Here is a 23,178-nt window from a genome sequence, read left to right on the forward strand (position 1 = left end):
AGACGCCGAACCAGCCTCACGCAGCGGTGACGCGCAGGCAACATGACCGCAACCGGACGTTCGTACTGTGCGGGAATGACCAGTCCCGTCACCACACCTCGCCCCGCTGGAACCGGTCTCGACATCTCCGGCCTCGGCAAGACCTTCGAGATGGGTCGTCGGTCGGTGACCGCGCTGACCGACGTGTCCCTTCAAACCAGCGAAGGCTCTTTCCTGTCTCTGCTCGGGCCGTCCGGATGCGGGAAGTCCACCGTTCTCCGCATCCTTGCGGGCCTCGATACTCCGACGTCGGGAACAGCACTTGTCAACGGACAGTCGCCCGCCGAGTTACGCAAGCGCCGCGAACTCGGAATCGCCTTCCAGGATTCGGCTTTGCTGCCGTGGCGAACAGTGGCCTCCAACATCAAACTGCCGCTGCAGGTTGCCGGCATCGATCCCGACCCCGGACTGATAGCCGACCTGATCGCTCTCGTCGGCCTCGAAGGATTCGAGAAGGCCAAGCCCGCTCAATTGTCCGGCGGTATGCGTCAGCGTGTGTCGATCGCACGATCGCTCGTGGTCAAGCCGAGTGTCCTGCTACTCGACGAGCCTTTCGGCGCGCTGGACGACATGACCCGACAACGACTCAACATCGAATTGCTCAGGATCTGGACCGAGAAACCGGCGACCACGTTGATGGTGACTCACGGAATCGCCGAAGCCGTGTTCCTCTCCGACGTCGTCGCCGTCATGACGCCGCGGCCCGGACGGGTCCTCGAAGTCGTGCCGATCGACCTGCCGCGCCCACGGACGCCAGAGATGATGCGTACACCCGAGTTCCACGAGATCCACGACTACCTCTCCGGACTGCTCTTCGGAAAAGCAGGCGTCGCATGACAATTACCGATATCGAGAACGTCGCGACCGCGGCGGCGCAGCCATCTGTGCCGCGCCGGATCCGATTGAAGCGTCCAACGTGGTTCGGCGGTGCAGTCGGCATCTGCGGACTGATCGCTCTCTGGTGGATTCTGGCGGCGGCCGGTGTTGCGGGAGGCACGATTCCGACGCCGTGGGTAGTTGTCTCGACGATGTTCGACGACGGTTGGTCGCTGTACGGACCCAATTTCACCGTCACGGCTTCCGGTGCGCTGCAGGGCTTTCTCTGGGGAAACCTGCTGGCGATAACGCTTGCCGTGCTTGTCGTTCTCATTCCGCCCATCGAGGGATTGGCCACACAACTGGCGATCCTGAGCTACTGCACACCGCTGTTGGCGCTTGGCCCAATCATCCTGGTCGTCTTCGGCGGCCGGACCCCCACAATCTTTCTCGCCGCAATGTACTGCTTCTTCACCACGATGGTCGGCACACTCGCAGGCCTGAGATCGGCAGACAAGACGAGCCTCGATCTCGTCGCCGCCTACGGCGGTGGGCGTTGGCAGAAGTTCACCAAAGTTCAACTTGTGAGCGCACTTCCGAGCACCTTTGCTGCCCTCAAGATTGCTGCACCTTCGGCCGTACTGGGTGCAATTCTCGGTGAGTATCTCGGCGGGGTGGACAGCGGGATCGGCGTCGCACTAACGGCCGCTCAGACGTCGTACAACGTCCCGCGAACGTGGGGAATGGCTATCGCCGCCGCCTTGCTCGCCGGTCTGGGGTACGCCGTCGTCGCAGCGATCGCCCGGCTCGTCACGCCGTGGACCAGCGCTCCGGGAGCACAGAAATGACCTCGGTACGAGGAACATTGAGATTCCTCGCCCCGATTGCCATCGCCTCGGCGCTGTTGCTTGTCATCTGGGTGGTCTTCCTCAACGCCTTCCCCCAGGTCGGCCCGCGTGTGGGAAAGACGCCGGCCGACGTCTGGGAGTACCTGTTCTCCGGCCCAAAATCCGCCGACGCTCGTTCGGGCATCATCGACAACCTGTTCATCACTCTGCGCGACGCCGGTGTCGGCTTTGCCGTCGGAATGACTGCCGCGCTCGTGGTGGCATCGATCTTCGTCGTTTCCCGCACTGTCGAACAGACTTTCATGCCCGTTGCAATGCTTCTACGATCTGTTCCTCTCGTTGCGATGACCCCGATCATCGTCCTGATATTCGGCCGCGGAATCGTGGGTGTGACAGTCATGGTTGCGATAGTGGTGTTCTTCCCAGCCCTCGTCATGATCATGGTCGGTCTACGTGCCGCTCCGGCTCAGGCACAAGACCTCATCGCTGCCTACGGCGGGAGTCGTTGGACCGCATTGCGAATGGTGTCCGTGCCGTCCGCACTTCCGGCTGTGTTCGCCGCTGCACGAGTATCCGTACCCGGCGCCTTGATCGGAGCACTGATCGGCGAATGGCTCGGTAGCGGCCAAGGCTTGGGTTCGAGCATGATCAAAGCCATTCCGCGCTACCAGTACAACGAATTGTGGGCATCTATCGTGGTGATCACCGTGGTGTCGATCGTCCTCTACGCCGTGGTCGGGATCTTCGAAAGCATCGCTCTGTCTCGTTTCGGTCCTTCGGCGGGCAAGTCGTGACATCTGTTAACACGACCTCAACAAACTCTCTCTCCCAAGCAAACTGAACGAAACCGACTGGCCCTAGTGTTCCGATTCATGACGCCATTCAAGCCCGTCCGCCAACTGGACCGCAGGGCCTTCTTCCGCTACTCCGCGCTGACCGGCATCGCAGTCGCCGGTAGTGCGTCATTGCTCGCGTGTAGCAGTGACTCCAGCAGTTCGAGTGGCGGAACCACGGACGACGGTTCCGAATTCGGAACAGTTGCAGTGCAGTTGTCCTGGATCAAGAACATCGAGTTCGCCGGTGAGTACTTCGCTCTCGACAAGGGGTACTACAAGGATGCAGGGTTCGGGAATGTAGACCTGGTGGCAGGTGGCGCAGCCGGCACCGGCGTCGAAGCCGGCCTGGACACCGGCAAGGTGTGGATCGGAATGTCCGCACCGCAGCTCACAGCCCCCGCCGTACTCGACGGACTGGAGGCAAAGATCGTCGGTGCGACATTCCAGAAGAATCCGTTTGCGATTGTCAGTTCCGCTGCGGCACCGATCAACTCACCACAGGACATGATCGGCAAGAAGATCGGCGTCCAGGATTCCAATCAGCTCGTCTTCGGAGCTCTCCTGGCAGCAAACGGCCTGACCGAAAGCCAGATGACGATCGTGCCCGCGCAGTTCGATCCGAGCCCCTTGGCGAACGGCGAGGTGGACGGCTGGGTCTCCTACGTGACCAACGAGCCGATCACACTGGCCGCCAAAGGTTTCCCCAACGCCCACTTCCTCTTCGCGGACTACAACCTGCCGTTGGTCGCCGAATCGTTCACGGTTCTCCAGTCCACCATCGACAACGAGAGGGACAAACTCAAGGCATTCCTGAAGGCCGAGATCCAAGGATGGAAGGACGCGGTCGCTGATCCGGCAGAGTCGGCGCGGCTTGCCGTCGAGGTCTACGGCAAGGACCAGAACCTCGAACTCGAAGAGCAGATCAAGGAAGCCACCGCACAGAACGATCTTGTGGTGTCGGCAGATACCAAAGCAAACGGGTTGTTCACGATGACACCCCAACTGATCGAACAGAACATCGCGGCACTGTCGAAAGCGGGGCTGGAGATTACGGCGGAGCAACTGTTCGACATGTCGATCCTCGAAGAGGTGTGCGCCGAGAATCCGGAGCTGATCTGACTGCCGAGCGTCAGCGAACCTCCCGCGCGAGTACGCCCGAGATGAATAGCTGTACAAGGACCTCGGCCTTGTACCGGTCATCGGACCCAGCACCGATACAAAGGTTCCCGATGCCTTTGAGCACGTTGTACGCATCGACCCGCGAAGCAGTGCCAACGGACTCGAGCGCTGCCGCGAGGAGGGAGTCACATACCGGAACGAGGCGGTCGACGAAGTAGATATGCAGAGCGTCGGACCCGGCGCTGTCTCCTTGCAGTGCACCGGCGAGCCCATGCTTGGTTACCAGGAACTCCACGAACAAAGCCACCCATGCCCGCAAAGCCGCCTCGGGCGTTGCACTCTCCGCGAGCATCTGTGGGCCCGCGTCCGCACACGCCTCGACTTGGTGTCGGTATACGGCTACCACCAACTCGGGACGCGTCGGGAAGTGGCGGTAGATCGTCCCCATGCCGACGCCGGCCTTCGCCGCAATCTCCCGCACCGGAGCGTCGACTCCGGACTCCACGAACACGGCTGCCGCCGCGTCGAGCAGCGCCTGCTCGCTTCGACGTGGGCGACCGACTTGCTTGGGAGACGCGACGCGCGACTGCTCGTCCTGGGCATCAGCCATGTGCACTCCTCGCTGACTCACAACATATGTTTGCATTACGGAACAACGCTCCGTAATGTTGCGGAGCGACGCTCCGATAAACAGTATCGCAGGGTGCAGCCTCAGCAAGGAACTTGCCATGACCTCATCAATGATCGACACTCTGAACGGCATCATCGGCGCCGGCACCCCGGTCGTCTCCGTTGCCCCCGTCGAGTTGTTCGCCCCCGATCGACCTGTCCCGCTGGAAGTACGTGTGTCTGCTCCGGCAGCAGGCACGAACCTCCCCGTTGTGGTGTTCTCCCACGGCAACGGCTGGAACCTCGATGGATACTCGCCACTCACGGCATTCTGGGCATCCCACGGATTCGTGGTGATCCAGCCGACACATCTGGACTCGCGCCGGAACGGTTTCGGGTTCGACCACCCGGTTTTCCCGACGATCTGGACTGAGAGGATCGCAGATCTCACACGCATCCTTGATCAGCTCGACACCATCGAATTTGCCGTGCCCGGGCTTGCCGGCCGCATCGACCGCAGTCGAGTTGCCGCCACTGGTCACTCCTGGGGCGGGCAAACCGCTCAGTCACTCCTCGGAGCAAGGATCTTCGACGAGTCCGGCCAGGTCGGCCAGGACGTGTCCGACAGCCGCGTCACCGCGGGAATTCTTTTCGCAGCAACCGGTCTCGGCGGCGAGAACCTACATCCGTTCGCGCAGGCGAACTTCCCGTTCATGCGCCCCTCGTTCCAGGAACTGACGACGCCGACACTCGTCGTCGCGGGCGACCACGACCAGTCCAAGATGTCCAGCCGCGGACCTGACTGGTTCACCGACGCCTACACGCACAGCCCAGGAGCCACCGACCTCCTTTCCTTCTACGGTGCCGAGCACGCACTCGGTGGAATCGTCGGATACGAAGTCGCCGAGACCACCGACGAGAACCCAGAGCGGGTCGCCGCCATCCAACGGATGAGTACTGCCTACCTTCGGACCGCGTTGCGCATCGATGAGACCAGCTGGCCAGCGGCCCGGGCCGCATTCAGCGACAACGCCGACCCGATCGGCCGAGTCGACACCAAGTAATGCGGCAGTGATCCAACTTATTGGCCGAAGTTGAACCTGAGATTCGCATTGATCAAGGTGTTGAGCCGCTTTCGCATTCTGACAACCTCTGCCTCGGGCGGTATCGGATCGTCCAAGAAAAGCGTCCAACGCAGCATCGTGCTGTTTCCGACCGCCTCGATGTCGAATCGGATGACGGCGTCGGGTCGGTCCGGCCAGATCGACGACCAGATCACCAGCTCCGGTTCTTCAGCCCTGACGATCTCCGGTGCGATCTCGCTCTCGAGAAGTTCCAGCCAGTGCCGGGCGGGCTGGCGGTACGGATCGATCAATGCCTCGAACATGAAGCGCGCAGGCGGCGGCTGGCTCCGGCGCCTCGTCGCGACTTGCTGCATGACACGAGCGTAACCGCCTCTCAAGGGCATACCTCTGCCTTCACCCTGCAAGATCCACGAAAACCGGGATAAATCGGACACTGTCGGAGGACACTCAGGAGCACATCCGTCTGGGAGGGCCGCTCATGCGTAAACGCCATCAGGTTCTGCTTGCAGTGTCCGCAGCGATCGGACTGTCGCTGACGCCGATCAATGCGTCGGCAACACCGAGCACGGGAGTACACGGAGAAATCCTCGGGCAGGTGACTTTCGACGGCAAGGACTACATCCTGCGCCAGATCACCATCGACCCCGGCGGTTCCACCGGTTGGCACTTCCACGACGGGACGCTCTACGCGCTGATCGCGCAGGGCACGTTGAGCCACTACCGATCCGATTGCTCCGTCGACGGGATCTACAGCGCCGGAAATACTTTGATCGAACCGAGCGGTTCAGATCATGTGCACATCGGAAACAACTCGCAGACAACACCATTGGTGCTCGAGGTCGTCTACGTCAATCCGGCGGGCAGCCCCCTCTCCGAAGATGCTGCGCCTCCTAACTGCCAACTACCCGGCTGACGGGGCAGAAGAGTTAAACCGCACCGGCATCGATTCGAGCCCGGACACGAAGTTGGCCGCACGCCGCTGCAACGGCGCGTCGGTGGCAAGTTCCATGTCCGGCAGCCTGGCGAAGAGTTGCTCGAACATGATCCGTCCCTCCAACCTGGCCAGCTGATTGCCCAGACAGAAATGAGTTCCGAAGCCGAAGGCCACGTGCGGATTCGGTGTGCGGCCGACATCGAACCGTTCGGCGTTCAGGAACACGGACTCGTCGAAATTTGCCGATTCGAAGAGCAGCAGCATCTTCTCACCTGCCTTCAGCTGCGCGCCGAAGAAATCGGTGTCACGGGTCAGGGTTCGAGCCATGTTCTTGATCGGCGAGGACCACCGCAGCATCTCCTCCATTGCCAAGGGAATGGCATCGGGATCGTCGACTAGCTCCCGGCGCTGGTCCGGATGGCGCAGTAGCTGTTCCATGCCGCCGCTGAGCACGTGCCGTGTGGTCTCGTCACCGCCGATCAGGATCAGCAGGGATTCGTTGACGATTTCCTGATCGGAGAGGGCTTCGCCGTCGACCGCACTGTGAATCAACGTGCTCACCAAATCGTCGGCCGGGTCGCTCCTCCGCTCGGCGATGGTTCGCATCATGTACGCGGTGAAATCGACGTACGCAACCATCATGGCCTGCAGTTGATCCTGGGAAGCGTTGCTTCCCAATGCCTTCACCAGATCGTCCGACCACCGCAGAAACAACGCGCGTTCCTCCGGACGGACACCCAACATGTCGCCGATGACGGCCATCGGCAGCGGTGCCGCCAGGTCTGCGACGAAGTCGGCTTCTCCTTTCTCACAGACGGCGTCGATCAGTTGATCGCAGATCTCCCGGATACGGCCGGCCTTGGCTTCGACCTTCTTACGTGTGAAACCCGCATTGACCAAGCGTCGACGTGTGAGGTGCTGCGGGTCGTCCATGTCGATCATCTGCGGCAATGGACCGGTTTCGGGGCGGATGCCACCGGCGTTGGAGAACAGTTCGGGATCCCGCTCGGCTGCGACGACGGCGTCGTAACTCGCGGCCGCGGTGATTCCGTTGGCGTCGTCTCGGTACACGGGCTCGTGATCACGCATCCAGGCGTATGCGTCGCGCACATTCCCGAGGTCTCCGCTGTAGAAGCGTCCGTCGATCAAATCGAAGGTCGGTCTGGTAGCCATCACTCCACCTCTCGCACAACCCTTGCCTCAATAAGTAGAACCTGTTCCTATATAGCGTGGGGCGTTTTCACCGAAGCCGGACCGGAAATCCTCCAGAAGCAGCACGCGAGCCCGCCGGAGCAACGACCAGGAGACACGCATGGACGACGACACCGCCTCAGCGGGCATACCCACTTTCGCCGGCACATCGATACTGGTGACCGGCGGCGGTAGTGGCATCGGCCTGGGCATCGCTCGTTCGCTGGTTGGGTCCGGCGCTCACGTCACGATCTGCGGACGCAACAAGGAGAAACTCGATGCTGCCGCCGAATCGATCCGGCAGTCGAGTCCGGAAGGATCGGTCAGCGTCTCCCCCGCCGACGTCACGATCGAGACAGACGTCGTCGCCGCTGTCGCCGCGGCGGTGTCCGTCACCGGAAAGCTCGACGGAGTCGTGGCCTGCGCCGGCGGGAACGAAACCATCGCACCGGTCACGCAACTCGACGTCGACGCCTGGCGCCGCACCGTCGACCTCAACGTCACGGGGACCATGCTGACGATCAAGCACGGCGCGCGGGCACTGGTGGCAGGAGGCGGTGGATCCATCGTCGCGATCTCGTCGATCGCCAGCAGCAACACACATCGCTGGTTCGGCGCGTACGGAGTCTCGAAATCCGGCGTCGACCACCTGGTGCAGTTGGCAGCAGACGAACTGGGCGCCAGCAACATTCGTGTCAACGCGATCCGCCCGGGGCTGACCCGAACGGATCTGGTCGCGCTCATCACCGACGGTGGCCCCATCCTGGACGACTACCTGGCCAACACGCCGCTCGAACGCGTCGGCGAGGTCGAGGACGTCGCCGGACTCGCTTCCTTCCTCCTCGGACCGCACTCCACCTGGATCACCGGGCAGATCATCAACGTCGACGGAGGCCAAATGCTGCGCCGCGGACCGGATTTCCGCTCGATGCTCGAACCCGTCTACGGCTCCGACGGACTCCGCGGGGTGGTGGCGCCATGAGCTACACGATTCTGGGCAAGAAGGTCGAGATGCCCGTCGAAGTTCGCACCGCGTCTGCCTTCATGGCGTTGTACTCGGTACCCAGCACAACCGCGCAGTCGATCATCGATTACACCGGCTTGACCGTGCTCCAGTACCGTCCCGGCCGGGCGCTGTGCGGCCTGGTTTTTGTCGACTACATCGACGGGGATCTGGGGCCGTACAACGAATTCGGAGTGACGTACATGGTGCGCAGCCACACTGCGCCTCCCGAAACCTCGGTGCTGGGAGATCTACGTTCGCTCGCTGCCGGAACTGCAGGGGCACTCATTCACGAGTTGCCGGTGGACGGCGAGTTCACCAAGGCCGCCGGCCGGGAAATCTGGGGATTCCCGAAGGTGCTCGCCGAGTTCGACACCGAGCACGTCGGCTCGGTAAAGCGCGGATCGGTCTCTCGCGACGGCAAACTCATCACACAGTTGAGTGTGAAATCCGGCGTCAGCGTGCCGGGCGGCGGAGCCAACATGTCGTTGGCCGCGTACTCACATCTCGACGGCGCCACCAGGTGCACGTCGTGGGACATGGCACCGACCGGCGTCAAATCGCGCCCTGGTGGAGCCGAGGTTCAACTGGGCAGTCACCCGATGGCGGCGGAGCTTCGGAAACTGGGACTCCCCCGCCGGGCCCTGATGACCACGACCATCAAGAACCTGGCGATGACGTTCGGGGAGGCCACAACAATCTGAGTGTCGGCCGACGGCACCCCTTTCGGTCACGTGTGACTCGGGCTACACTCCTGGACGGTTGACCAACTCGCGTCAGACCGCCCGAAAGGACACTCGTGCAGATCACCCGACGCACCGTACTGGCAGGCGCTGCCGCCGCACCTGCGCTCGCCGCTCTGTCGACGAACCAGGCCGTCGCAGCTTCGCCGGCACGCACCGTTTCACCCGCACGCACCGACAAGTCGTCGGCGTCACTGCAGGTGGGCGTCGGAATTTCCGACGTGACCGGACCGGTCGCCGAAGTCGGCATGATGGGCTACTCGAGCTTCGATCAACGCGCCGAAGGCCTGCACCAGCGAATGCGCGCACGCGCCTTCATCTTCGAGTCCGGCGGGTCGCGGGTCGCCTACGTGTGCGTCGACAACTGCATGATCTTCCAGTCCGTTCACGACGAGGTCCTGCGCCGACTGGCCGGGAGGTTCGGTGACATCTACACCGAACGCAACGTCATGTTGACGGCCATCCATTCACACGCGGCATGTGGTGGGGCCTCGCACAACTACGCGTACAACCTCGCAGTTCTCGGCTTCGAACTGCAGGTGTTCGAAGCCGAGGTCAACGGCATGGTCGAGGCGATCAGCGCTGCGCACGAGAACCTGGCGCCAGGCACGGTCCGTTTCGGGCGGTCCGATCTCACCGACGCCAGCGTCAACCGATCGCGAGTGGCGTTCGACCTCAACCCCGAAGAGGACAAGGCCTACTACCCCGGTGGCAACGACCACCACATGCGTGTCATGCGGATCAGTCGGGGCAGCAAGGACATCGGAGCGATCAACTGGTTCGCCACCCACTGCGCCTCGCTCACGAACGAGAACCATCTCATCTCCGGGGACAACAAGGGCGCCGCGGCGTACTTCTGGGAGCACGACGACCAGGGCGTGCGCTACCTCGACGGCGACACCAGCTTCATTGCTGCGTTTCCGCAGACCAACAGCGGCGACATGTCACCGAACCTCTTCCTCGAGCCCGGACGCGGACCGACCGAAGACGAATTCGAGAACGCACGCATCATCGGGCTGCGCCAGGTAGCGGCAGCTCGAACTGCCTTCGACGCGGCGTCCGACACCGTCACCGGTGGCGTCGACAGTCGGATCATGTACCTGGACATGGCAAATCAGGTGGTGAGCGGAAGATTCACCCCCGACGGACGCGAGCACCGCACCGCTCCGGCCGCGATCGGCGCGGCAATGAGCGCCGGAAGCGTCGAGGACGGACCGGCAATCCCGATCTTCCCCGAGGGCACCCGAAACCCCATGATCGACGCCCTGGGCGGTATGGATGCTCCTGTGCCTCAATGGCTTCAGGATGCACAGGCGCCCAAACTCGTAGTCGTTCCGGTCGGCCTGCTGCCACCGGGAGGATGGGTGCCGAACGTACTCAAGATCCAGATCCTGCGGATCGGTCAGTTCTACATCGTCGGTGGCCCTGCGGAATTCACCATCGTCTCCGGATTACGAGTGCGTCGAACCGTCGCCGAGGAGCTTGGAGTTCCGCTCGAGAACGTCATCTTCCAGGGCTACGCGAACTCGTACTCGAGCTACTGCACCACGCCACAGGAATACGATTCGCAGCAGTACGAGGGCGGTTCGACGATGTTCGGTCGTTACACACTGCCGGCCTATCAGCAGGGGTATGCCGCCCTTGCAGCCGCGATGCGCGACGGCACCGAACCTCCTCGCGGCCCCGCTCCGGCCGACCTGTCCGGGTTCCAACCCAGCTTCGGACCTGGCGTCGACTTCGACGAGCCCTTGCCGGGAACACAATTCGGCGATGCGACCGTCCAGCCCGGCGACACCTCACCGGGTGGGCAGGTTGCCGTCGAGTTCGTCACCGGCCACCCCAAGAACGACACTCACCGAAACGGGACCTTCTACGAGATCCAGCGCAATACCGGCGGATCCTGGACACGGGTCGCCGACGACAACGACTGGTCCACCAAACTGCACTGGCGCCGGGTCGGGAGCAACGGTTCCGTCGTGCGCATCACGTGGGATGTTCCGGCCGATACTCCGGCGGGTACGTATCGAGTCCAACACTTCGGTGCGTCGAAGGCTCGGGGTAGCGGCGCGATCACGCCTTTCTCCGGGGTGACCGCCGAATTCCGCCTCACCTGACCCGCGTGAACGTATCGCTCCCCTTGTTGGACAAGGGGAGCGATACGTTCACGCGATGGGGTCAGAGCGCAATGGACAGGTTCAGGCGGCGGTCGGGTGCAGCGAGGTGGTCGGCGTCGACGGCTCTGACGCTGCCGGGCGGTCGATCTTCGCCGCGACGAGCAAGACCAGCAGACCGGCGACAGTGACTGCCGCTCCCATCCAGATCGGGGAGGTGAAGCCGAGTCCCGCGGCGATGGTGATTCCGCCCAGCCATGCCCCGAGTGCGTTGCCGACGTTGAAGGCGGCGATGTTGGCACCCGATGCCATGGTCGGTGCTGCCGACGCGTAGTTCATGATCCGCATCTGCAACCCGGGTACCGTCGCAAAACCGAAGGCGCCCATGAAGAACAGTGAGATCACTGTCATGACCTTGCTCTCCGCGGTGGCGGCGAACACGATCAGAACGACGGTCAGGATCGCGAGAATCCAGACCAGCGCCTTCGTGAGCGAACGGTCGGCCGCCTTGGCGCCGAGGAAGTTACCGACGAACAGGCCCGAGCCGAAGAGGATGAGCAGCCACGGAACGCTGGACGTCGCGAAGCCGGTGACCTCGGTGAGGGTGAAGGCGATGTAGGTGAAGGCTCCGAACATTCCGCCGTAGCCGAGGATGGTGATGGCGATCGAGAGCCATACCTGCTTGTTGCGGAATGCCCCCAACTCTCCGCGCAATCCGCCACCGGTCGTGCTGGCGGGCGTCGTCGGGACGAGTGCTGCAATTCCGATCAGGGCGATGACGCCGATAACGGTGATGGCCCAGAACGTCGAGCGCCATCCGAGTTGCTGGCCCAGCAGCGTGCCGAACGGAACGCCGAGAACGTTGGCGATGGTCAGGCCCGCGAACATCATCGCGATGGCGCCGGCGCGCTTGTTGGGCGCGACCATGTCGGCGGCAACCACCGAGCCGATTCCGAAGAACGCACCGTGGCACAGCGCCGCGACGATGCGTCCGCCCATCATGACCTCGTAGGAGGGAGCGAGCGCGGACATCAGGTTGCCGATGATGAACAGCACCATGAGCGAGAGAAGGACCTTCTTGCGCTCGAAGCGGGTGACGGCAGCGGTCAGGAGGATCGCGCCGATCGCCACCGACAGTGCGTAGCCCGAGATCAGGTAGCCCGCGACGGACTCGGTGACCTCGAAATCAGCCGAGACCTCGGGCAGGAGGCCCATGATGACAAATTCGGTGAGGCCGATCCCGAACCCGCCCATAGCGAGGGCAATGAGACCCAATGGCATCTCGATGTTCCTTTCACAGATTTACGCGTAAGCCGTTAGCGGGCGTGTGCAGTAGTTGCATGCGCGCTATAAATAGTTGCACGCGCGCGCTACATGCGCAAGCTGGTAACCTGGAGTTGCAGGAAACGGACAAGGAGAATCACATGGGGATCGCCGACGACGCCGTCGAAATCCGTTCGCAAGGGTGGCGCACGCTCGCAGCACTGCACGGCGCCCTCGACACCGAACTGGAACGCGCACTCCAGCGTGAGCACAAACTGTCCGTCGTCGAATACACCGTGCTCGACGCACTGAGCCGCCAGGACGGCTGGCACATGCGTATGGCCCAGCTGGCTCGCGCTGCCGCACTGAGCAGCAGCGCCACGACGCGCTTGGTCAATCGACTCGAAGATCGAGGACTATTGACGCGCATCCTGTGCGCCGACGACCGTCGAGGCATCTACACCGAACTGACGCCGGCCGGCCGCGAGCTTCTCGAAAGCGCACGGCCGACGCACGACGCCACCCTCGAGGCGGCGCTCGACGAGGCATGCAAGACACCCGAACTCGCGCCACTGGTGCGCGCCCTCCACGAGCTTCCCGTCGGCTAGAAGTCTGCCGGAAGCAGGGCACGCTCTTTGATGCCCGAGACCACCTGAGCGACAAACACACTCGCATCGACGACCACCCGCCCACCACGCGCGGGGACCAGAACGTCGACGGTGCCGCCGTGCACCTCGTTGTCCCCGATCACCGCGATGTACGGGTCACGGTGAGTGCGTGCCTCGCGGATGCGACGTCCCAACGATCCGTCAGGCGCGATCGCCACTCGAACATCGCGAGCCTCGAGATCGGCCCGCAAACGCTCGGCCTCAACCTGGTGCCGGTCGCCGACGGGCAGAATCGAGACTTGGTTGGGTGCCAGCCACGGCGGCATCCGCCCTTCGAACCTTTCGATCAAAAGCGCAGTCATGCGTTCCATCGACCCGAGCAAGCCCCGATGGATCATGACGGGGCGAGCCTTGGATCCGTCCTCAGCGGTGTACTCGAGGTCGAACCGCTCCGGTTGATTGAAGTCGAGTTGCACGGTCGAGAGTGTTTCCTCGCGGCCGTGCGCGTCTCGCACCTGGACGTCGATCTTGGGACCGTAGAACGCTGCCTCCCCCTTCGCTTCCACGTACTCGATCGAGCGTGCATTCAGCGCCCCGCGAAGGTGATCCTCGGCGTCCGCCCACTGCTCGTCGGTGCCGAGGTACTGCCCCTCTCCCCCTCTGATCGAGAGGCGGTACTTCCGTTCGGCAATCCCCAGAGTCGAGTAGCAGCGCTCGATCGCGTCGAGCGCGACGATCACTTCCGCTTGCACTTGTTCGCGACTACAGAAGACATGTGCGTCGTCGAGATTGATCTGTCTGACTCGACTCAATCCGCTGAGAACTCCGGAGAGTTCGCTACGGAACATCGAGCCGAGTTCACGAACCCGGAAAGGTAGCTCGCGATAACTACGACCGCGAGCGGCGAATACCTGAGCGTGATGGGGACAGTTAGCCGGACGAAGGAGAAATGACTCTCCGCCTATCTTCATTTCGGGAAACATGTCGTCCGAGAACTTGGACCAATGCCCAGATCTCTCGTACAACTCTTTCTTCGCCATAACGGGGGTATAGACACCCCGGCATCCGGATCGCGCTGCTTGTTCGGCGGCGAGCTTTTCGAGTTCGTTCCTGATGATCGCGCCGTCCGGTAACCAGAGTGGGAGGCCGGCCCCGACGGTGGGGGTGGTGGCGAAAAACTCCAGGTCGCGCCCGAGTTCGCGGTGGTCAACGCTCATGAGAGCTCTCCGAATCGTTCAAGGGGAGACGCACACGGAGCGACGAAACAGGAAAGCCCCGGGGCGATAACTCCCGGGGCTGAAAGGGTTCGGTCAGCAGTTGCTAAACGATGCGCCGGAAGAGAACCGGCGTCGTCGTGTTGTGCGCAATACTGACCATGTACGTGAGGTTACATCAACTTCCTACCCACCTACAGCCCGAATTGTCGGGCCTCTATGCTGACGCAACTGGGAAGGCGCAGCAGTAGCCAACGAAACACCCACGAAGAGCGAAGTTTCGGCAATCATGTCCGAACGTGAGGTTCTCGGATATGAGGAGGATGTGCGACGGTGCCGGACCACTTGCTCGAACAGTTGATCACCATTCCTTTGTTCACGGGAATCATCGGGTACATCACCAATTGGTCGGGCGTCCTGATGCTTTTTGCGCCGATCAACTTCCACGGGATCAAAGTGCCCGGACTCAAACTGCTCTTCCCGTTCCTCCCCCGGCGCGTTCAGGTGATCCCCGCGATCACCAGCGACGGCAGATTCGGTTGGCAAGGCATCGTCCCCTCGCGGGCGGAGAAGATGGCGTCGATCGCCGTCGACAAATCCCTCGCGAAAGTCGGCAGCATCGCCGATTTCTATCGCGTCCTGGACCCGGACAGCATCGCCGAGCACTTGGTGAACATTTCTCGCAGTGAAGTGCGCGGCGTGGTCACCAGAATCATGACGGCCGAGAATCCTCAGCTCTGGCACAACCTTCCGACGTCGGTGAAGGAAGCCGTCTTCCGCAAAGTGGAGGACGATCTGCCGGCCAGCGTGCGCATGATCACCGACCGCATCGAAGAGGACATCGACGAGTTCATCGACGCGAAGCTGATGGTGATCCGCTACCTCTCTTCGCACCCCAAACTGCTCAACGACATCTTCCGCACGATGGGCAACAAAGAGCTCAGGTTCATGCAGAACTTCGGCTTCTACTTCGGATTCCCGATGGGCTTCGTGCTCGTCGGAATCCTCCATCTGGTTCCGCAGTGGTGGGTGCTTCCCATCGGCGGTGTGATCATCGGATACATCGTGAACTACCTCGGCATCACGATGATCTTCGAGCCGATCACCCCCAACCGTTGGGTGCCGTGGAGGCAGGGGCTCTTCCTGAAGCGACGCACCGAGATCATCGCCGGGTACGCAAAAACCCTCGCCGATCACGTCGTGACGCTCGAGAACATCGGCACCGAACTCCTCGAAGGTCCCCGCTCGGACCGAACGCGGCGGATGCTCGATCAGGTACTGCGCGAATCCGTCGACGACGCAGCCGGCTGGGCAAAGTCGGTGGTCAAGATGACCGTTGGTTCGCAGAGCTACAAGCGTCTGCCCGGCCTGGCCACCACCGAAGTGCTCGACCTGTACCCAAGGGTCTTCGAGGACGCGGAGTTCGCCGAGAACCAGTCGGAGAAGATTCGTGTCTTCGTCACCGAACGCATGAGCATCCTTTCACCGGAAGATTTCAGCGAACTACTACGCTCAGCCGTCAAGCAGGACGAGTGGCTGTTGTTCGTACACGGGGCCGTGCTGGGCTCGTTTGCCGGTTTCCTACACCTCGCAATATTCGGAGTATGAGCATGAGTGAGCACGACCATCGCATGATCGTCGAAGCGGAATCGTACGACTGGGCTGCGGACATCACGCCGGTCGAATCCGTCGAAAAGCGTCTGATCCGTAGCCTCGTCGGGCTGACCGCCACGACGACGCTCACGTCGATCAAGCTGACGGGTTGGGCTTTCGGAACGGCGAAGGAGGCGACGCGGCAAATCGTTCAGGCCGCCGCCGAAGCCGCGGCAGAGGCTGCAGAATCCGCCAACGTGCAATCCGAACGTCGGGCCGAGAACACCAACGGAGACGGCTCGCGGACGGAGAACCTGCGGGCGGCAATGGCTACTCGTACCAATCGCAAACAGAGCGTCGAGGCCACTCTCGCGGCGCTGCGGGCACGTGGTGACAGGTTGCTGGATCGTTCCGCGGACGTGACCGATCGCGACGATCTGCACCCGGCCTACGACCGGATCCTCGACGAGATCGCACCCGACGAAGCTCGAATTCTTCGGCTGTTGGCCACCTCCGGTGCGCAACCGAGCGTGGACGTACGCACGGCGCGGCCGTTCGGTGTCGGCTCGGAGATGATCGACGAGGGTCTGTCGATGATCGGAGAACTGGCAGGCTGTCGTCATCTGGACCGCATCAGCGCGTACCTGAACAACCTGCATCGGCTCGGTTTGGTGGCGTTCTCACGCGAGCCCGTCGAGGCCGACCGGTACCAGGTCGTCGAGGTACAGCCGTCGGTGATCGAGGCGGTCAAGCGAGCCGGACGATCCAACAAGATAGTGCGTCGTAGCATCCTGCTGACGCCGTTCGGTGACGACTTCTGTCATACCTGTTTTTCTCTGTAGGGCCTCCGGCCCTGTGCGCCTTTTTGGTAGTTACCACTACCAAAAAGGCGCACAGGGGGGCTTGCCCCCTACAGCCAGGTATCTTCTGTCGTGGTCGTCAGGAACGCTTCCAGATCGTCACGCCAGGTAGCCGGAACAGTCTTGTCCGGCTCGATGCCCGTGTACTGCCCGCGATAGAAGAGCAGCGGGCGTTCGGTCTTGATCTCACTCATCGACGAAACCCGACCGAAGACGACGTAGTGATCGCCGCCGTCGTGGACGGTTTCCACCGTGCAGTCGATGTGTGCAAGGGACTTGTCGATGATCGGCGAGCCCAGAGGCGATGGCGTCCAATCGATGCCGGCGAACTTGTCCGGCTCACGTGACCCGAAACGAGCACACACCGCCTGCTGTTCCTCCGCCAACACGTTGACGGCGAACTTACCGGTCCGCTCGATTGCCGCCCACGACCGAGAACCCTTGGTGGGGCAGAACAACACCAAAGGCGGGTCGAGTGACAGGGCCGCGAAAGACTGACATGCGAACCCGACAGGCTCACCGTCGTCGACTGTCGTGATGATGGTGATACCCGTGCAGAATTGCCCGAGAACCGTGCGGAACTGGCGTGGATCGATCGCCTGCTCCGCACTCACCGACGCGTCGGGCGAACTCACGGCTTCATTCCCACCGTGAAGTCGTGACCCCACAGGCTCACGGCCGTGCTTTCCCTCGCGATCCAGTTTTCGTCCTCGACCTCTAGCCCCTCACAACCGAATTCGATGTCGAACCCACCTGGAGTCTTCATGTAGAACGAGAGCATCTCGTCGTTGACGTGGCGACCGAGAGTCGCCGACATCTTGACCTTCTTGCGCAGTGCCCGGTCGAGGCACAGTCCGACGTCGTCGGAGTTCTCCACTTCGAGCATCAGGTGCACGATGCCCGTCGGGTTGGGCAACGGCAGGAACGCCAAGCTGTGGTGACGCGGGTTGCAGCCGAGGAACCTCAGCCACGCCGGGTCGCCGTCCGCGGGCCGGCCGACCATCTGCGGAGGCAGACGCATCGAGTCGCGAAGCTTGAATCCGAGTACGTCGCGGTAGAACCGCAGCGAAGCATCGTCGTCATCGGTGGTGAGCACGACGTGGCCGAGGCCCTGCTCACCCGTCACGAACCTGTGCCCGTACGGGCTCACGATCCGGCGGTGTTCGAGAGCAGCTCCGTGGAACACCTCGAGGGAGTTGCCCGAGGTGTCCTCGAACGCGATCATCTCGACGACGCGACGGTCCTTGAGCTGCTCCGCCGTGCCTTCCTTGAACGGAACACCGGCTGCCGACAACCTGTCACGGATATCCTGCAGCTCAGCGGCATTCGCGGTTTCCCAACCCGAGACGAGCAGACGGTCCGTGTCGTTCGGAACGATGACAAGACGCGCCGGGAAGTCGTCCATACGCAGATACAGCGATTCCGCGTCGACGCCCTTGCCCTCGATCATTCCGAGGATCTTGAGTCCGTATTCGCGCCACGCAGCCATGTCGGTGGCCCCGATGCGCATGTACGCCAGAGATCGAATACCCATCATTTACCTCCGTCGAGCAGGAAGTCGGTTGCGAGCCGGTTGAATTCGTCGAACTTCTCGAGCTGCGCCCAGTGACCGCAACCGCCGAAGACGTGGAGCTGCGCGCGCGGGATCATCTTGAGCGCGACCAGTGCGCCGTCGAGAGGGTTGACCCGATCCTCACGGCCCCAGATCAGCAACACACGCTGACGAAGCTTGTACGCCTCGCGCCAGAGCATGCCGAGCTCGAAGTCACCGCTGGAGAAGGACTTACCCATCGCCTTGGCCGCAGCCAGCGACTCGGGAGTGCTGGCGGCAGCAAAACGTTCGTCGACGAGTTCCGGCGTGATCAGCTTCTGATCGAAGACCATGATCCGCAGGAATGCTTCGAGGTTTTCTCGGGTGGGCTGGTAGCTGAACTTTCCGAGGTTCTTGACGCCCTCGGTGGGGTCCGGCGCAAACAGGTTGACACTCAGACCGCCGGGGCCCATCAGAACGAGGCGACCCGCACGGTCCGGGTAGTCGAGCGCAAAGCGAACAGCAGCGCCACCACCGAGCGAATTGCCCAGCAGATCAACGCGACCGGTGATCTCGAGCGTGTCCAGGAGATCGTTGAGCGCCGACGCACTGTGCACGAAGTACTGCGGATGCTCCGTCGGCTTGTCGGACTGCCCGTAACCGGGCTGATCGACCGCGATGACGTGAAAGCTCTTCGCCAACACCGGAATGTTGCGGGCGAAGTTAGACCACGACGACGCGCCTGGGCCACCGCCGTGCAGCAGCACGATGGTCTTGTCGTTTCCGACGCCCGCCTCGTGGAAGTGCAGTTTCAGATCGGGGCGCACTTGCGCGAACCGTGAAGTGGACTCGTAGGTGAGGGCTTCTTCGGTGGTTGTCACTGAGCCTCCTCTAGACCATCGTGTCGGTGATCGGCAGACCGAATTCGCCGGTTCCGAACATGACGTAGGCGCGTTCGGGATCGTTGGCGGCGTGGACGCGACCAGCGTGAGCATCGCGCCAGAAACGCTGGATAGGAGTGCCGTTCTGCAGCGCCGTGGCGCCGGAGTTCTCGAAGAGCTTGTCGATCGAGGCGATCGCGCGGCCCGTGGCGCGCACCTGGTCACGTCGAGCGCGCAGCCGCAGTTCCATCGGAACCTCTTCGCCCGCAAGGATCAACGCGTACTCGTCGGCGACGTTGCCGGAGAGCTGACGCCACGCGGCGTCGATGTCGCTGGACGCCTCGGCGATGCGCACCTTGGCAAACGGATCGTCCTTCGACTTCTCGCCGGCGAACGCAGCGCGCACACGCTTGCCCTGGTGCTCGACGTGCGCTTCGTAAGCTCCGTAAGCCATTCCGACGATCGGTGCCGAGATCGTCGTGGGGTGAATGGTTCCCCACGGCATCTTGTAGACCGGCGCGGTGTTGTTCTCGAGGCCCGGGGCGGTCAGTTCGCTCATCGCCCGGAAGCTCAGAACGCGATGCTTGGGAACAAAAACATCCTTGACCACAACGGTATTGGAGCCGGTTCCACGCAGACCGACCACATTCCACACGTCGTCGATCTGGTAGTCCTCGCGAGGAATCAGGTAGCTCACGAAATCGACTGCGCGGCCGTCCTTGAACACCGGACCACCGAGAACGGCCCAGCTGGCGTGGTCACAACCCGAAGACCACGCCCACGCACCGTTGACCTTGTATCCGCCCTCGACTACTTCACCCATACCCATCGGGGCGTAAGAGGACGAGATGCGAACGTCAGTGTCGTTGCCCCACACGTCTTCCTGCGCCTGCTGAGAGAAGAGGGCGAGGTGCCAGTTGTGTACCCCGATGATCGAGGAGACCCACCCTGTGGAACCACACGCGCTGGCGATCTTCTTGACCGCGGAGTAGAACAGCACCGGATCGGCTTCGTATCCGCCCCACTGCTTTGGCTGCAGCAAGCGGAAGAAGCCTGTTTCCTGAAGAGCCTTGATGGACTCGTCGGGGATACGACGCAGATCCTCGGTCTCCTGTGCGCGCTCGCGCAGTGCCGGCAGTAGTGCGTCGAGCCTCTGCATCACCTCGTGGCTGTCATGGTTACCCACTTCGACGCTCCCGTCTTCCTCGATCGGTTGGTTCACTTACTCTTGAGACTAGAACACGTTCTCTTTTCTGTCGAGACGCTGACAAAGGTCCCGTTTGTGGCCGCAATGCTGTAACAAGTGCCCCCAAAATCTGGCGGAACCGGATCGAGTTCTATAACGTGTTCTACTAACAGCTAGAAGGGATGTGAGGTCACAATGGCGCAGATTCGCGAGATCGACGTCGGAACGGTGCAAACTCGTTTCGCCCGCGGTTGGCACTGCCTGGGTCTACTGAAGACCTTCAAGGACGGCAAACCGCACGCGATCGAGGCTTTCGGTACGAAGCTCGTGGTGTTCGCCGACAGCAAGGGCGACATCAAAGTTCTCGACGGATACTGCCGTCATATGGGTGGTGACCTCACACAAGGCGAGGTCAAGGGCGATTCCATCGCCTGCCCCTTCCACGACTGGCGCTGGGGCGGCAACGGCAAGTGCACCGGCATTCCTTATGCCCGCCGCGTGCCTCCGCTCGCACGCACCCGCGCGTGGACGACCCTCGAGCAGAACGGTCAGCTCTTCGTCTGGAACGACCCCGAGGGCAATCCGCCGCCCGAAGAGATCGTGATTCCTCGTATCGAGGGCGCGTACAGCGACGAATGGACCGACTGGACCTGGAACTCCATGGTCATCGAGGGGTCCAACTGCCGCGAGATCATCGACAACGTGGTCGACATGGCGCACTTCTACTACATCCACTACGCCTTCCCGACGTACTTCAAGAACGTCTTCGAAGGTGAGATCGCCACTCAGTACCTCAACACCACGGGCCGTCCCGACATCGGAATGGCCTCCCAGTACGGCGGCGACACGCTGCTTCGCTCCGAAGCTGCGTATTACGGACCGTCGTACATGGTCAATCCCCTGTGGAACAGCTACAGCGGATACGAGGTCGAGAGTGTTCTGATCAACTGCCACTACCCGATCAGCCCGGACTCGTTCGTGCTGCAGTGGGGCGTGACGGTGAAGAAGCCGACGGGTGTCTCCGACGAGATGGCCGACAAGTTGGCCGGCAAGTTCACCGAGGGCATCAGCGAGGGATTCCTGCAGGACGTCGCGATCTGGAAGAACAAGACCAAGATCGAGAATCCCCTTCTCTGCGAAGAAGACGGCCCCGTCTACCAGCTACGACGCTGGTACGAGCAGTTCTACGTGGACAAGGCCGACGTCACCGAGAAGATGACGCAGCGCTTCGAGTTCGAGGTGGACACCACCAAGGCAAACGAAGCCTGGCACGCCGAGGTCGAGGAAAACCTCGCACGCCAGAAGGCCGAGAAGGAAGCTGCAGCAGAAGCGGCAAAGAAGGAAGCAGAGGTCTAGTCGTGAGCGCCTCGATCGGAACCAACGCACGGTGGGCTCGTTGGGCCAAGGCACCGGACTTTGCCGGGCAAACGGAACGGCTCGAGGCGATCGCGGCCCAGACGATCGAGGACAAGCACGAATACCTCGACTCGGGTCTGCAGGAAGTCGACTGCAAGGCATGCGGCGCGTGCGTACTGGTTCGCAAGAACACGTACAAACACACCAGCGTTCAGTGGACTTCCGACCCGGCGCTGCGTTGCCACACCTTCAAAGAGGCAATTGCTTCCGGGCAGTCGTCGGCATTGAAAGACGGATGCCCGAAACTGCACGACAGCATCGCCGACGCGGTTAGGGACGGCACCATCACGGTGCGTGATCCCGAGGTCAGCTGACCTGATTGTGTAGAACGAGGGCCGACCCACGGGTCGGCCCTCGTTTTACGTTCCAGCGCCCGCGTGTCCGTCAGGCAGGCGGTCGTACCTTTCGTGCAGCCACCGCGTAGACGTCGCTCGACGTGGTGAGAGAGTTCTTTCCGCTGGCCGCCGGCACTCCCCCGCGTAGATTCACGGCCCAGTTGAGCGCACCCAGCGGTCCACACCCGCTGGCTCCCGGCGCCGCAAACACCGCATCCGAATGTGGGACTGCCGGGAACACTGCACCGGGGAACTCACCGATAGGTTCCGACGGAGGGTTTCCGGTTGTGGTCAGGTGAAGGTTGATCGGATTCGAAACCGAACCGATGTAGCAATCGTCACCGAGCAAGGGATTAGACAGCTTCAATCGAACAGGCATGGTGAGTTCCTGCTCGAGAACCTTCAGATCCGGGACTCCCACCGATTCCACCGTCGCGCTGATCTGAGTCAGTCCCAGCGGAGTATCGATCCCGAGAGCACCTCCGGGTACCGAAATCGGATTGGAATAGACCCCGTTGGACCCGTCCTGCTTGGCGACGAACGTCTCGATGAAACTGTTGTCCGGCTGGGTCGCGTATTTCACTCCGCCCGCAACCTTGAGGCTTCCGTCCGGGATCGGCACCGAAAGTGCGCCCAATTTCATGGTCCCTCCGCGAACTACGACGCTGGCGCACGTCGTCACCTCGAGATCCTCGATCGGGCACGTGCCCCAACCGTCGAAGGTCAACGGATCAACCGCTGCCGCACCGGAGGAACCGAGCGATCCGCTGCCGGAAGACCCTGACGATGATTCGTCGGCAAGTGCCACACCTGCACCGGCCATGACAAATGTTGCAACTAGCGCGACTGTCGACATCACTCGAGATTTGTTGCGGCTCTTCATCTTCGAATTCCTCCACCGTTGACGGAAATTCACGAGAGCCACCCCCTGCGGATCGCACCTCGATCTACGCCCGG

The 23,178-nt window shown here is 62.2% G+C and carries 24 protein-coding genes; 14 read left to right on the forward strand and 10 right to left on the reverse strand.

What is annotated here, in order from left to right; genetic code table 11:
• Positions 1–42: 42 nt before the first annotated feature.
• From M1L53_RS05300 to M1L53_RS05315, 4 genes are all read left to right on the forward strand, one after another.
• Entirely contained in the window at positions 43–876 is an 834-nt protein-coding gene (locus M1L53_RS05300) for an ABC transporter ATP-binding protein (RefSeq protein WP_054188057.1), read from the forward strand.
• Positions 873–1,703, forward strand: coding sequence for an ABC transporter permease (locus tag M1L53_RS05305; RefSeq protein WP_003945560.1), 831 nt, complete (start codon positions 873–875; stop codon positions 1,701–1,703). The genes M1L53_RS05300 and M1L53_RS05305 overlap by 4 nt, the downstream gene beginning before the upstream one ends.
• Positions 1,700–2,497, forward strand: coding sequence for an ABC transporter permease (locus M1L53_RS05310; RefSeq protein ID WP_042449420.1), 798 nt, complete (start codon positions 1,700–1,702; stop codon positions 2,495–2,497). The genes M1L53_RS05305 and M1L53_RS05310 overlap by 4 nt, the downstream gene beginning before the upstream one ends.
• Positions 2,498–2,575: 78 nt before the next feature.
• Positions 2,576–3,658, forward strand: coding sequence for an ABC transporter substrate-binding protein (locus M1L53_RS05315; RefSeq protein ID WP_054188103.1), 1,083 nt, complete (start codon positions 2,576–2,578; stop codon positions 3,656–3,658).
• 10 nt (positions 3,659–3,668) lie between these two features.
• On the opposite strand, the gene M1L53_RS05320 is transcribed toward M1L53_RS05315, so the two are convergent.
• Entirely contained in the window at positions 3,669–4,268 is a 600-nt protein-coding gene (locus M1L53_RS05320; RefSeq protein WP_007734129.1) for a TetR/AcrR family transcriptional regulator, read from the reverse strand.
• 118 nt (positions 4,269–4,386) lie between these two features.
• Here M1L53_RS05320 and M1L53_RS05325 point away from each other — a divergent pair, with 118 nt between their 5' ends.
• The gene (locus tag M1L53_RS05325) at positions 4,387–5,331 is read left to right on the forward strand and encodes an alpha/beta fold hydrolase (RefSeq protein WP_054188056.1); all 945 of its coding nucleotides are present in this window, start codon (positions 4,387–4,389) and stop codon (positions 5,329–5,331) included.
• Between the two features lie 17 nt (positions 5,332–5,348).
• Here M1L53_RS05325 and M1L53_RS05330 read toward each other — a convergent pair whose 3' ends face one another.
• Complete coding sequence (locus tag M1L53_RS05330; RefSeq protein WP_054188055.1) at positions 5,349–5,705, reverse strand: hypothetical protein; 357 nt, start codon at positions 5,703–5,705, stop codon at positions 5,349–5,351.
• Between the two features lie 125 nt (positions 5,706–5,830).
• Between M1L53_RS05330 and M1L53_RS05335 the strand changes: the two genes are divergently transcribed.
• The gene (locus tag M1L53_RS05335; RefSeq protein ID WP_003945598.1) at positions 5,831–6,265 is read left to right on the forward strand and encodes a cupin; all 435 of its coding nucleotides are present in this window, start codon (positions 5,831–5,833) and stop codon (positions 6,263–6,265) included.
• On the opposite strand, the gene M1L53_RS05340 is transcribed toward M1L53_RS05335, so the two are convergent.
• Positions 6,254–7,459 (reverse strand): cytochrome P450, encoded by a 1,206-nt coding sequence (locus M1L53_RS05340; RefSeq protein WP_007734124.1) that lies wholly within the window; start codon positions 7,457–7,459, stop codon positions 6,254–6,256. The genes M1L53_RS05335 and M1L53_RS05340 overlap by 12 nt on opposite strands.
• Before the next feature lie 139 nt (positions 7,460–7,598).
• Here M1L53_RS05340 and M1L53_RS05345 point away from each other — a divergent pair, with 139 nt between their 5' ends.
• From M1L53_RS05345 to M1L53_RS05355, 3 genes are all read left to right on the forward strand, one after another.
• Positions 7,599–8,459 (forward strand): SDR family oxidoreductase, encoded by an 861-nt coding sequence (locus M1L53_RS05345; protein ID WP_047269612.1) that lies wholly within the window; start codon positions 7,599–7,601, stop codon positions 8,457–8,459.
• Entirely contained in the window at positions 8,456–9,184 is a 729-nt protein-coding gene (locus tag M1L53_RS05350; RefSeq protein ID WP_003945787.1) for an acetoacetate decarboxylase family protein, read from the forward strand. The genes M1L53_RS05345 and M1L53_RS05350 overlap by 4 nt, the downstream gene beginning before the upstream one ends.
• Before the next feature lie 95 nt (positions 9,185–9,279).
• On the forward strand, positions 9,280–11,337 hold the full coding sequence (locus M1L53_RS05355) for a neutral/alkaline ceramidase (RefSeq protein WP_042449415.1): 2,058 nt from the start codon (positions 9,280–9,282) through the stop codon (positions 11,335–11,337).
• Between the two features lie 81 nt (positions 11,338–11,418).
• On the opposite strand, the gene M1L53_RS05360 is transcribed toward M1L53_RS05355, so the two are convergent.
• Entirely contained in the window at positions 11,419–12,615 is a 1,197-nt protein-coding gene (locus M1L53_RS05360; protein ID WP_054188054.1) for an MFS transporter, read from the reverse strand.
• A gap of 143 nt (positions 12,616–12,758) precedes the next feature.
• Here M1L53_RS05360 and M1L53_RS05365 point away from each other — a divergent pair, with 143 nt between their 5' ends.
• A complete protein-coding gene (locus tag M1L53_RS05365) occupies positions 12,759–13,205 on the forward strand; it encodes a MarR family winged helix-turn-helix transcriptional regulator (RefSeq protein WP_003945852.1) in 447 nt (148 codons plus the stop codon).
• On the opposite strand, the gene thrS is transcribed toward M1L53_RS05365, so the two are convergent.
• Positions 13,202–14,422: a threonine--tRNA ligase gene (gene thrS / locus M1L53_RS05370; RefSeq protein WP_054188053.1), complete on the reverse strand. Its 1,221-nt coding sequence runs from the start codon at positions 14,420–14,422 to the stop codon at positions 13,202–13,204. The two genes, M1L53_RS05365 and thrS, sit on opposite strands and share 4 nt — an antisense overlap.
• Before the next feature lie 330 nt (positions 14,423–14,752).
• Here thrS and M1L53_RS05375 point away from each other — a divergent pair, with 330 nt between their 5' ends.
• Together M1L53_RS05375 and M1L53_RS05380 are read left to right on the forward strand one after the other, a co-directional pair.
• A complete protein-coding gene (locus M1L53_RS05375) occupies positions 14,753–16,027 on the forward strand; it encodes a DUF445 domain-containing protein (RefSeq protein WP_003945674.1) in 1,275 nt (424 codons plus the stop codon).
• A gap of 2 nt (positions 16,028–16,029) precedes the next feature.
• A complete protein-coding gene (locus M1L53_RS05380) occupies positions 16,030–16,854 on the forward strand; it encodes an Abi-alpha family protein (protein ID WP_054188052.1) in 825 nt (274 codons plus the stop codon).
• 68 nt (positions 16,855–16,922) lie between these two features.
• Here M1L53_RS05380 and hsaB read toward each other — a convergent pair whose 3' ends face one another.
• From hsaB to hsaA, 4 genes are read right to left on the reverse strand one after another with little or no spacing between them, the layout of a single operon-like run.
• A complete protein-coding gene (hsaB, locus tag M1L53_RS05385) occupies positions 16,923–17,507 on the reverse strand; it encodes a 3-hydroxy-9,10-secoandrosta-1,3,5(10)-triene-9,17-dione monooxygenase reductase subunit (protein WP_003945677.1) in 585 nt (194 codons plus the stop codon).
• Positions 17,504–18,406: an iron-dependent extradiol dioxygenase HsaC gene (gene hsaC / locus M1L53_RS05390; protein WP_003945585.1), complete on the reverse strand. Its 903-nt coding sequence runs from the start codon at positions 18,404–18,406 to the stop codon at positions 17,504–17,506. Before hsaC ends, hsaB begins: the two co-directional genes overlap by 4 nt.
• Complete coding sequence (gene hsaD / locus M1L53_RS05395; protein WP_003945808.1) at positions 18,406–19,284, reverse strand: 4,5:9,10-diseco-3-hydroxy-5,9,17-trioxoandrosta-1(10),2-diene-4-oate hydrolase; 879 nt, start codon at positions 19,282–19,284, stop codon at positions 18,406–18,408. The genes hsaC and hsaD overlap by 1 nt, the downstream gene beginning before the upstream one ends.
• 10 nt (positions 19,285–19,294) lie before the next feature.
• Positions 19,295–20,470, reverse strand: coding sequence for a 3-hydroxy-9,10-secoandrosta-1,3,5(10)-triene-9,17-dione monooxygenase oxygenase subunit (gene hsaA / locus M1L53_RS05400; RefSeq protein WP_039973406.1), 1,176 nt, complete (start codon positions 20,468–20,470; stop codon positions 19,295–19,297).
• 195 nt (positions 20,471–20,665) lie between these two features.
• Here hsaA and M1L53_RS05405 point away from each other — a divergent pair, with 195 nt between their 5' ends.
• Positions 20,666–21,826 carry a Rieske 2Fe-2S domain-containing protein gene (locus tag M1L53_RS05405; RefSeq protein ID WP_003945847.1) on the forward strand — a complete coding sequence of 387 codons (1,161 nt, stop codon included), beginning with the start codon at positions 20,666–20,668 and terminating at the stop codon, positions 21,824–21,826.
• A 2-nt stretch (positions 21,827–21,828) separates the two neighbouring features.
• A complete protein-coding gene (locus M1L53_RS05410) occupies positions 21,829–22,200 on the forward strand; it encodes a hypothetical protein (protein ID WP_054188051.1) in 372 nt (123 codons plus the stop codon).
• Positions 22,201–22,270: 70 nt separating this feature from the next.
• Here M1L53_RS05410 and M1L53_RS05415 read toward each other — a convergent pair whose 3' ends face one another.
• Entirely contained in the window at positions 22,271–23,104 is an 834-nt protein-coding gene (locus M1L53_RS05415) for a hypothetical protein (protein WP_054188050.1), read from the reverse strand.
• Between the last annotated feature and the right edge of the window lie 74 nt (positions 23,105–23,178).

This window comes from Rhodococcus sp. T9N (assembly GCF_024436645.1).
In the GTDB taxonomy this organism is placed as follows: Bacteria; Actinomycetota; Actinomycetes; order Mycobacteriales; family Mycobacteriaceae; genus Rhodococcus_F; species Rhodococcus_F qingshengii.

Excerpts from the sequence above, each read along its gene's own strand:
- M1L53_RS05330 (WP_054188055.1), bottom strand. The coding sequence starts at position 5,705 with ATGCAGCAAGTCGCGACGAGGCGCCGGAGCCAGCCGCCGCCTGCGCGC.
- M1L53_RS05310 (WP_042449420.1), top strand. The coding sequence starts at position 1,700 with ATGACCTCGGTACGAGGAACATTGAGATTCCTCGCCCCGATTGCCATC.
- M1L53_RS05300 (WP_054188057.1), top strand. The coding sequence starts at position 43 with ATGACCGCAACCGGACGTTCGTACTGTGCGGGAATGACCAGTCCCGTC.
- M1L53_RS05365 (WP_003945852.1), top strand. The coding sequence starts at position 12,759 with ATGGGGATCGCCGACGACGCCGTCGAAATCCGTTCGCAAGGGTGGCGC.
- M1L53_RS05335 (WP_003945598.1), top strand. The coding sequence starts at position 5,831 with ATGCGTAAACGCCATCAGGTTCTGCTTGCAGTGTCCGCAGCGATCGGA.
- M1L53_RS05340 (WP_007734124.1), bottom strand. The coding sequence starts at position 7,459 with ATGGCTACCAGACCGACCTTCGATTTGATCGACGGACGCTTCTACAGC.
- M1L53_RS05360 (WP_054188054.1), bottom strand. The coding sequence starts at position 12,615 with ATGCCATTGGGTCTCATTGCCCTCGCTATGGGCGGGTTCGGGATCGGC.
- hsaC (WP_003945585.1), bottom strand. The coding sequence starts at position 18,406 with ATGGGTATTCGATCTCTGGCGTACATGCGCATCGGGGCCACCGACATG.
- M1L53_RS05345 (WP_047269612.1), top strand. The coding sequence starts at position 7,599 with ATGGACGACGACACCGCCTCAGCGGGCATACCCACTTTCGCCGGCACA.
- M1L53_RS05350 (WP_003945787.1), top strand. The coding sequence starts at position 8,456 with ATGAGCTACACGATTCTGGGCAAGAAGGTCGAGATGCCCGTCGAAGTT.
- thrS (WP_054188053.1), bottom strand. The coding sequence starts at position 14,422 with ATGAGCGTTGACCACCGCGAACTCGGGCGCGACCTGGAGTTTTTCGCC.
- M1L53_RS05315 (WP_054188103.1), top strand. The coding sequence starts at position 2,576 with ATGACGCCATTCAAGCCCGTCCGCCAACTGGACCGCAGGGCCTTCTTC.
- M1L53_RS05380 (WP_054188052.1), top strand. The coding sequence starts at position 16,030 with ATGAGTGAGCACGACCATCGCATGATCGTCGAAGCGGAATCGTACGAC.
- M1L53_RS05320 (WP_007734129.1), bottom strand. The coding sequence starts at position 4,268 with ATGGCTGATGCCCAGGACGAGCAGTCGCGCGTCGCGTCTCCCAAGCAA.
- M1L53_RS05305 (WP_003945560.1), top strand. The coding sequence starts at position 873 with ATGACAATTACCGATATCGAGAACGTCGCGACCGCGGCGGCGCAGCCA.
- M1L53_RS05415 (WP_054188050.1), bottom strand. The coding sequence starts at position 23,104 with ATGAAGAGCCGCAACAAATCTCGAGTGATGTCGACAGTCGCGCTAGTT.
- M1L53_RS05405 (WP_003945847.1), top strand. The coding sequence starts at position 20,666 with ATGGCGCAGATTCGCGAGATCGACGTCGGAACGGTGCAAACTCGTTTC.
- M1L53_RS05325 (WP_054188056.1), top strand. The coding sequence starts at position 4,387 with ATGACCTCATCAATGATCGACACTCTGAACGGCATCATCGGCGCCGGC.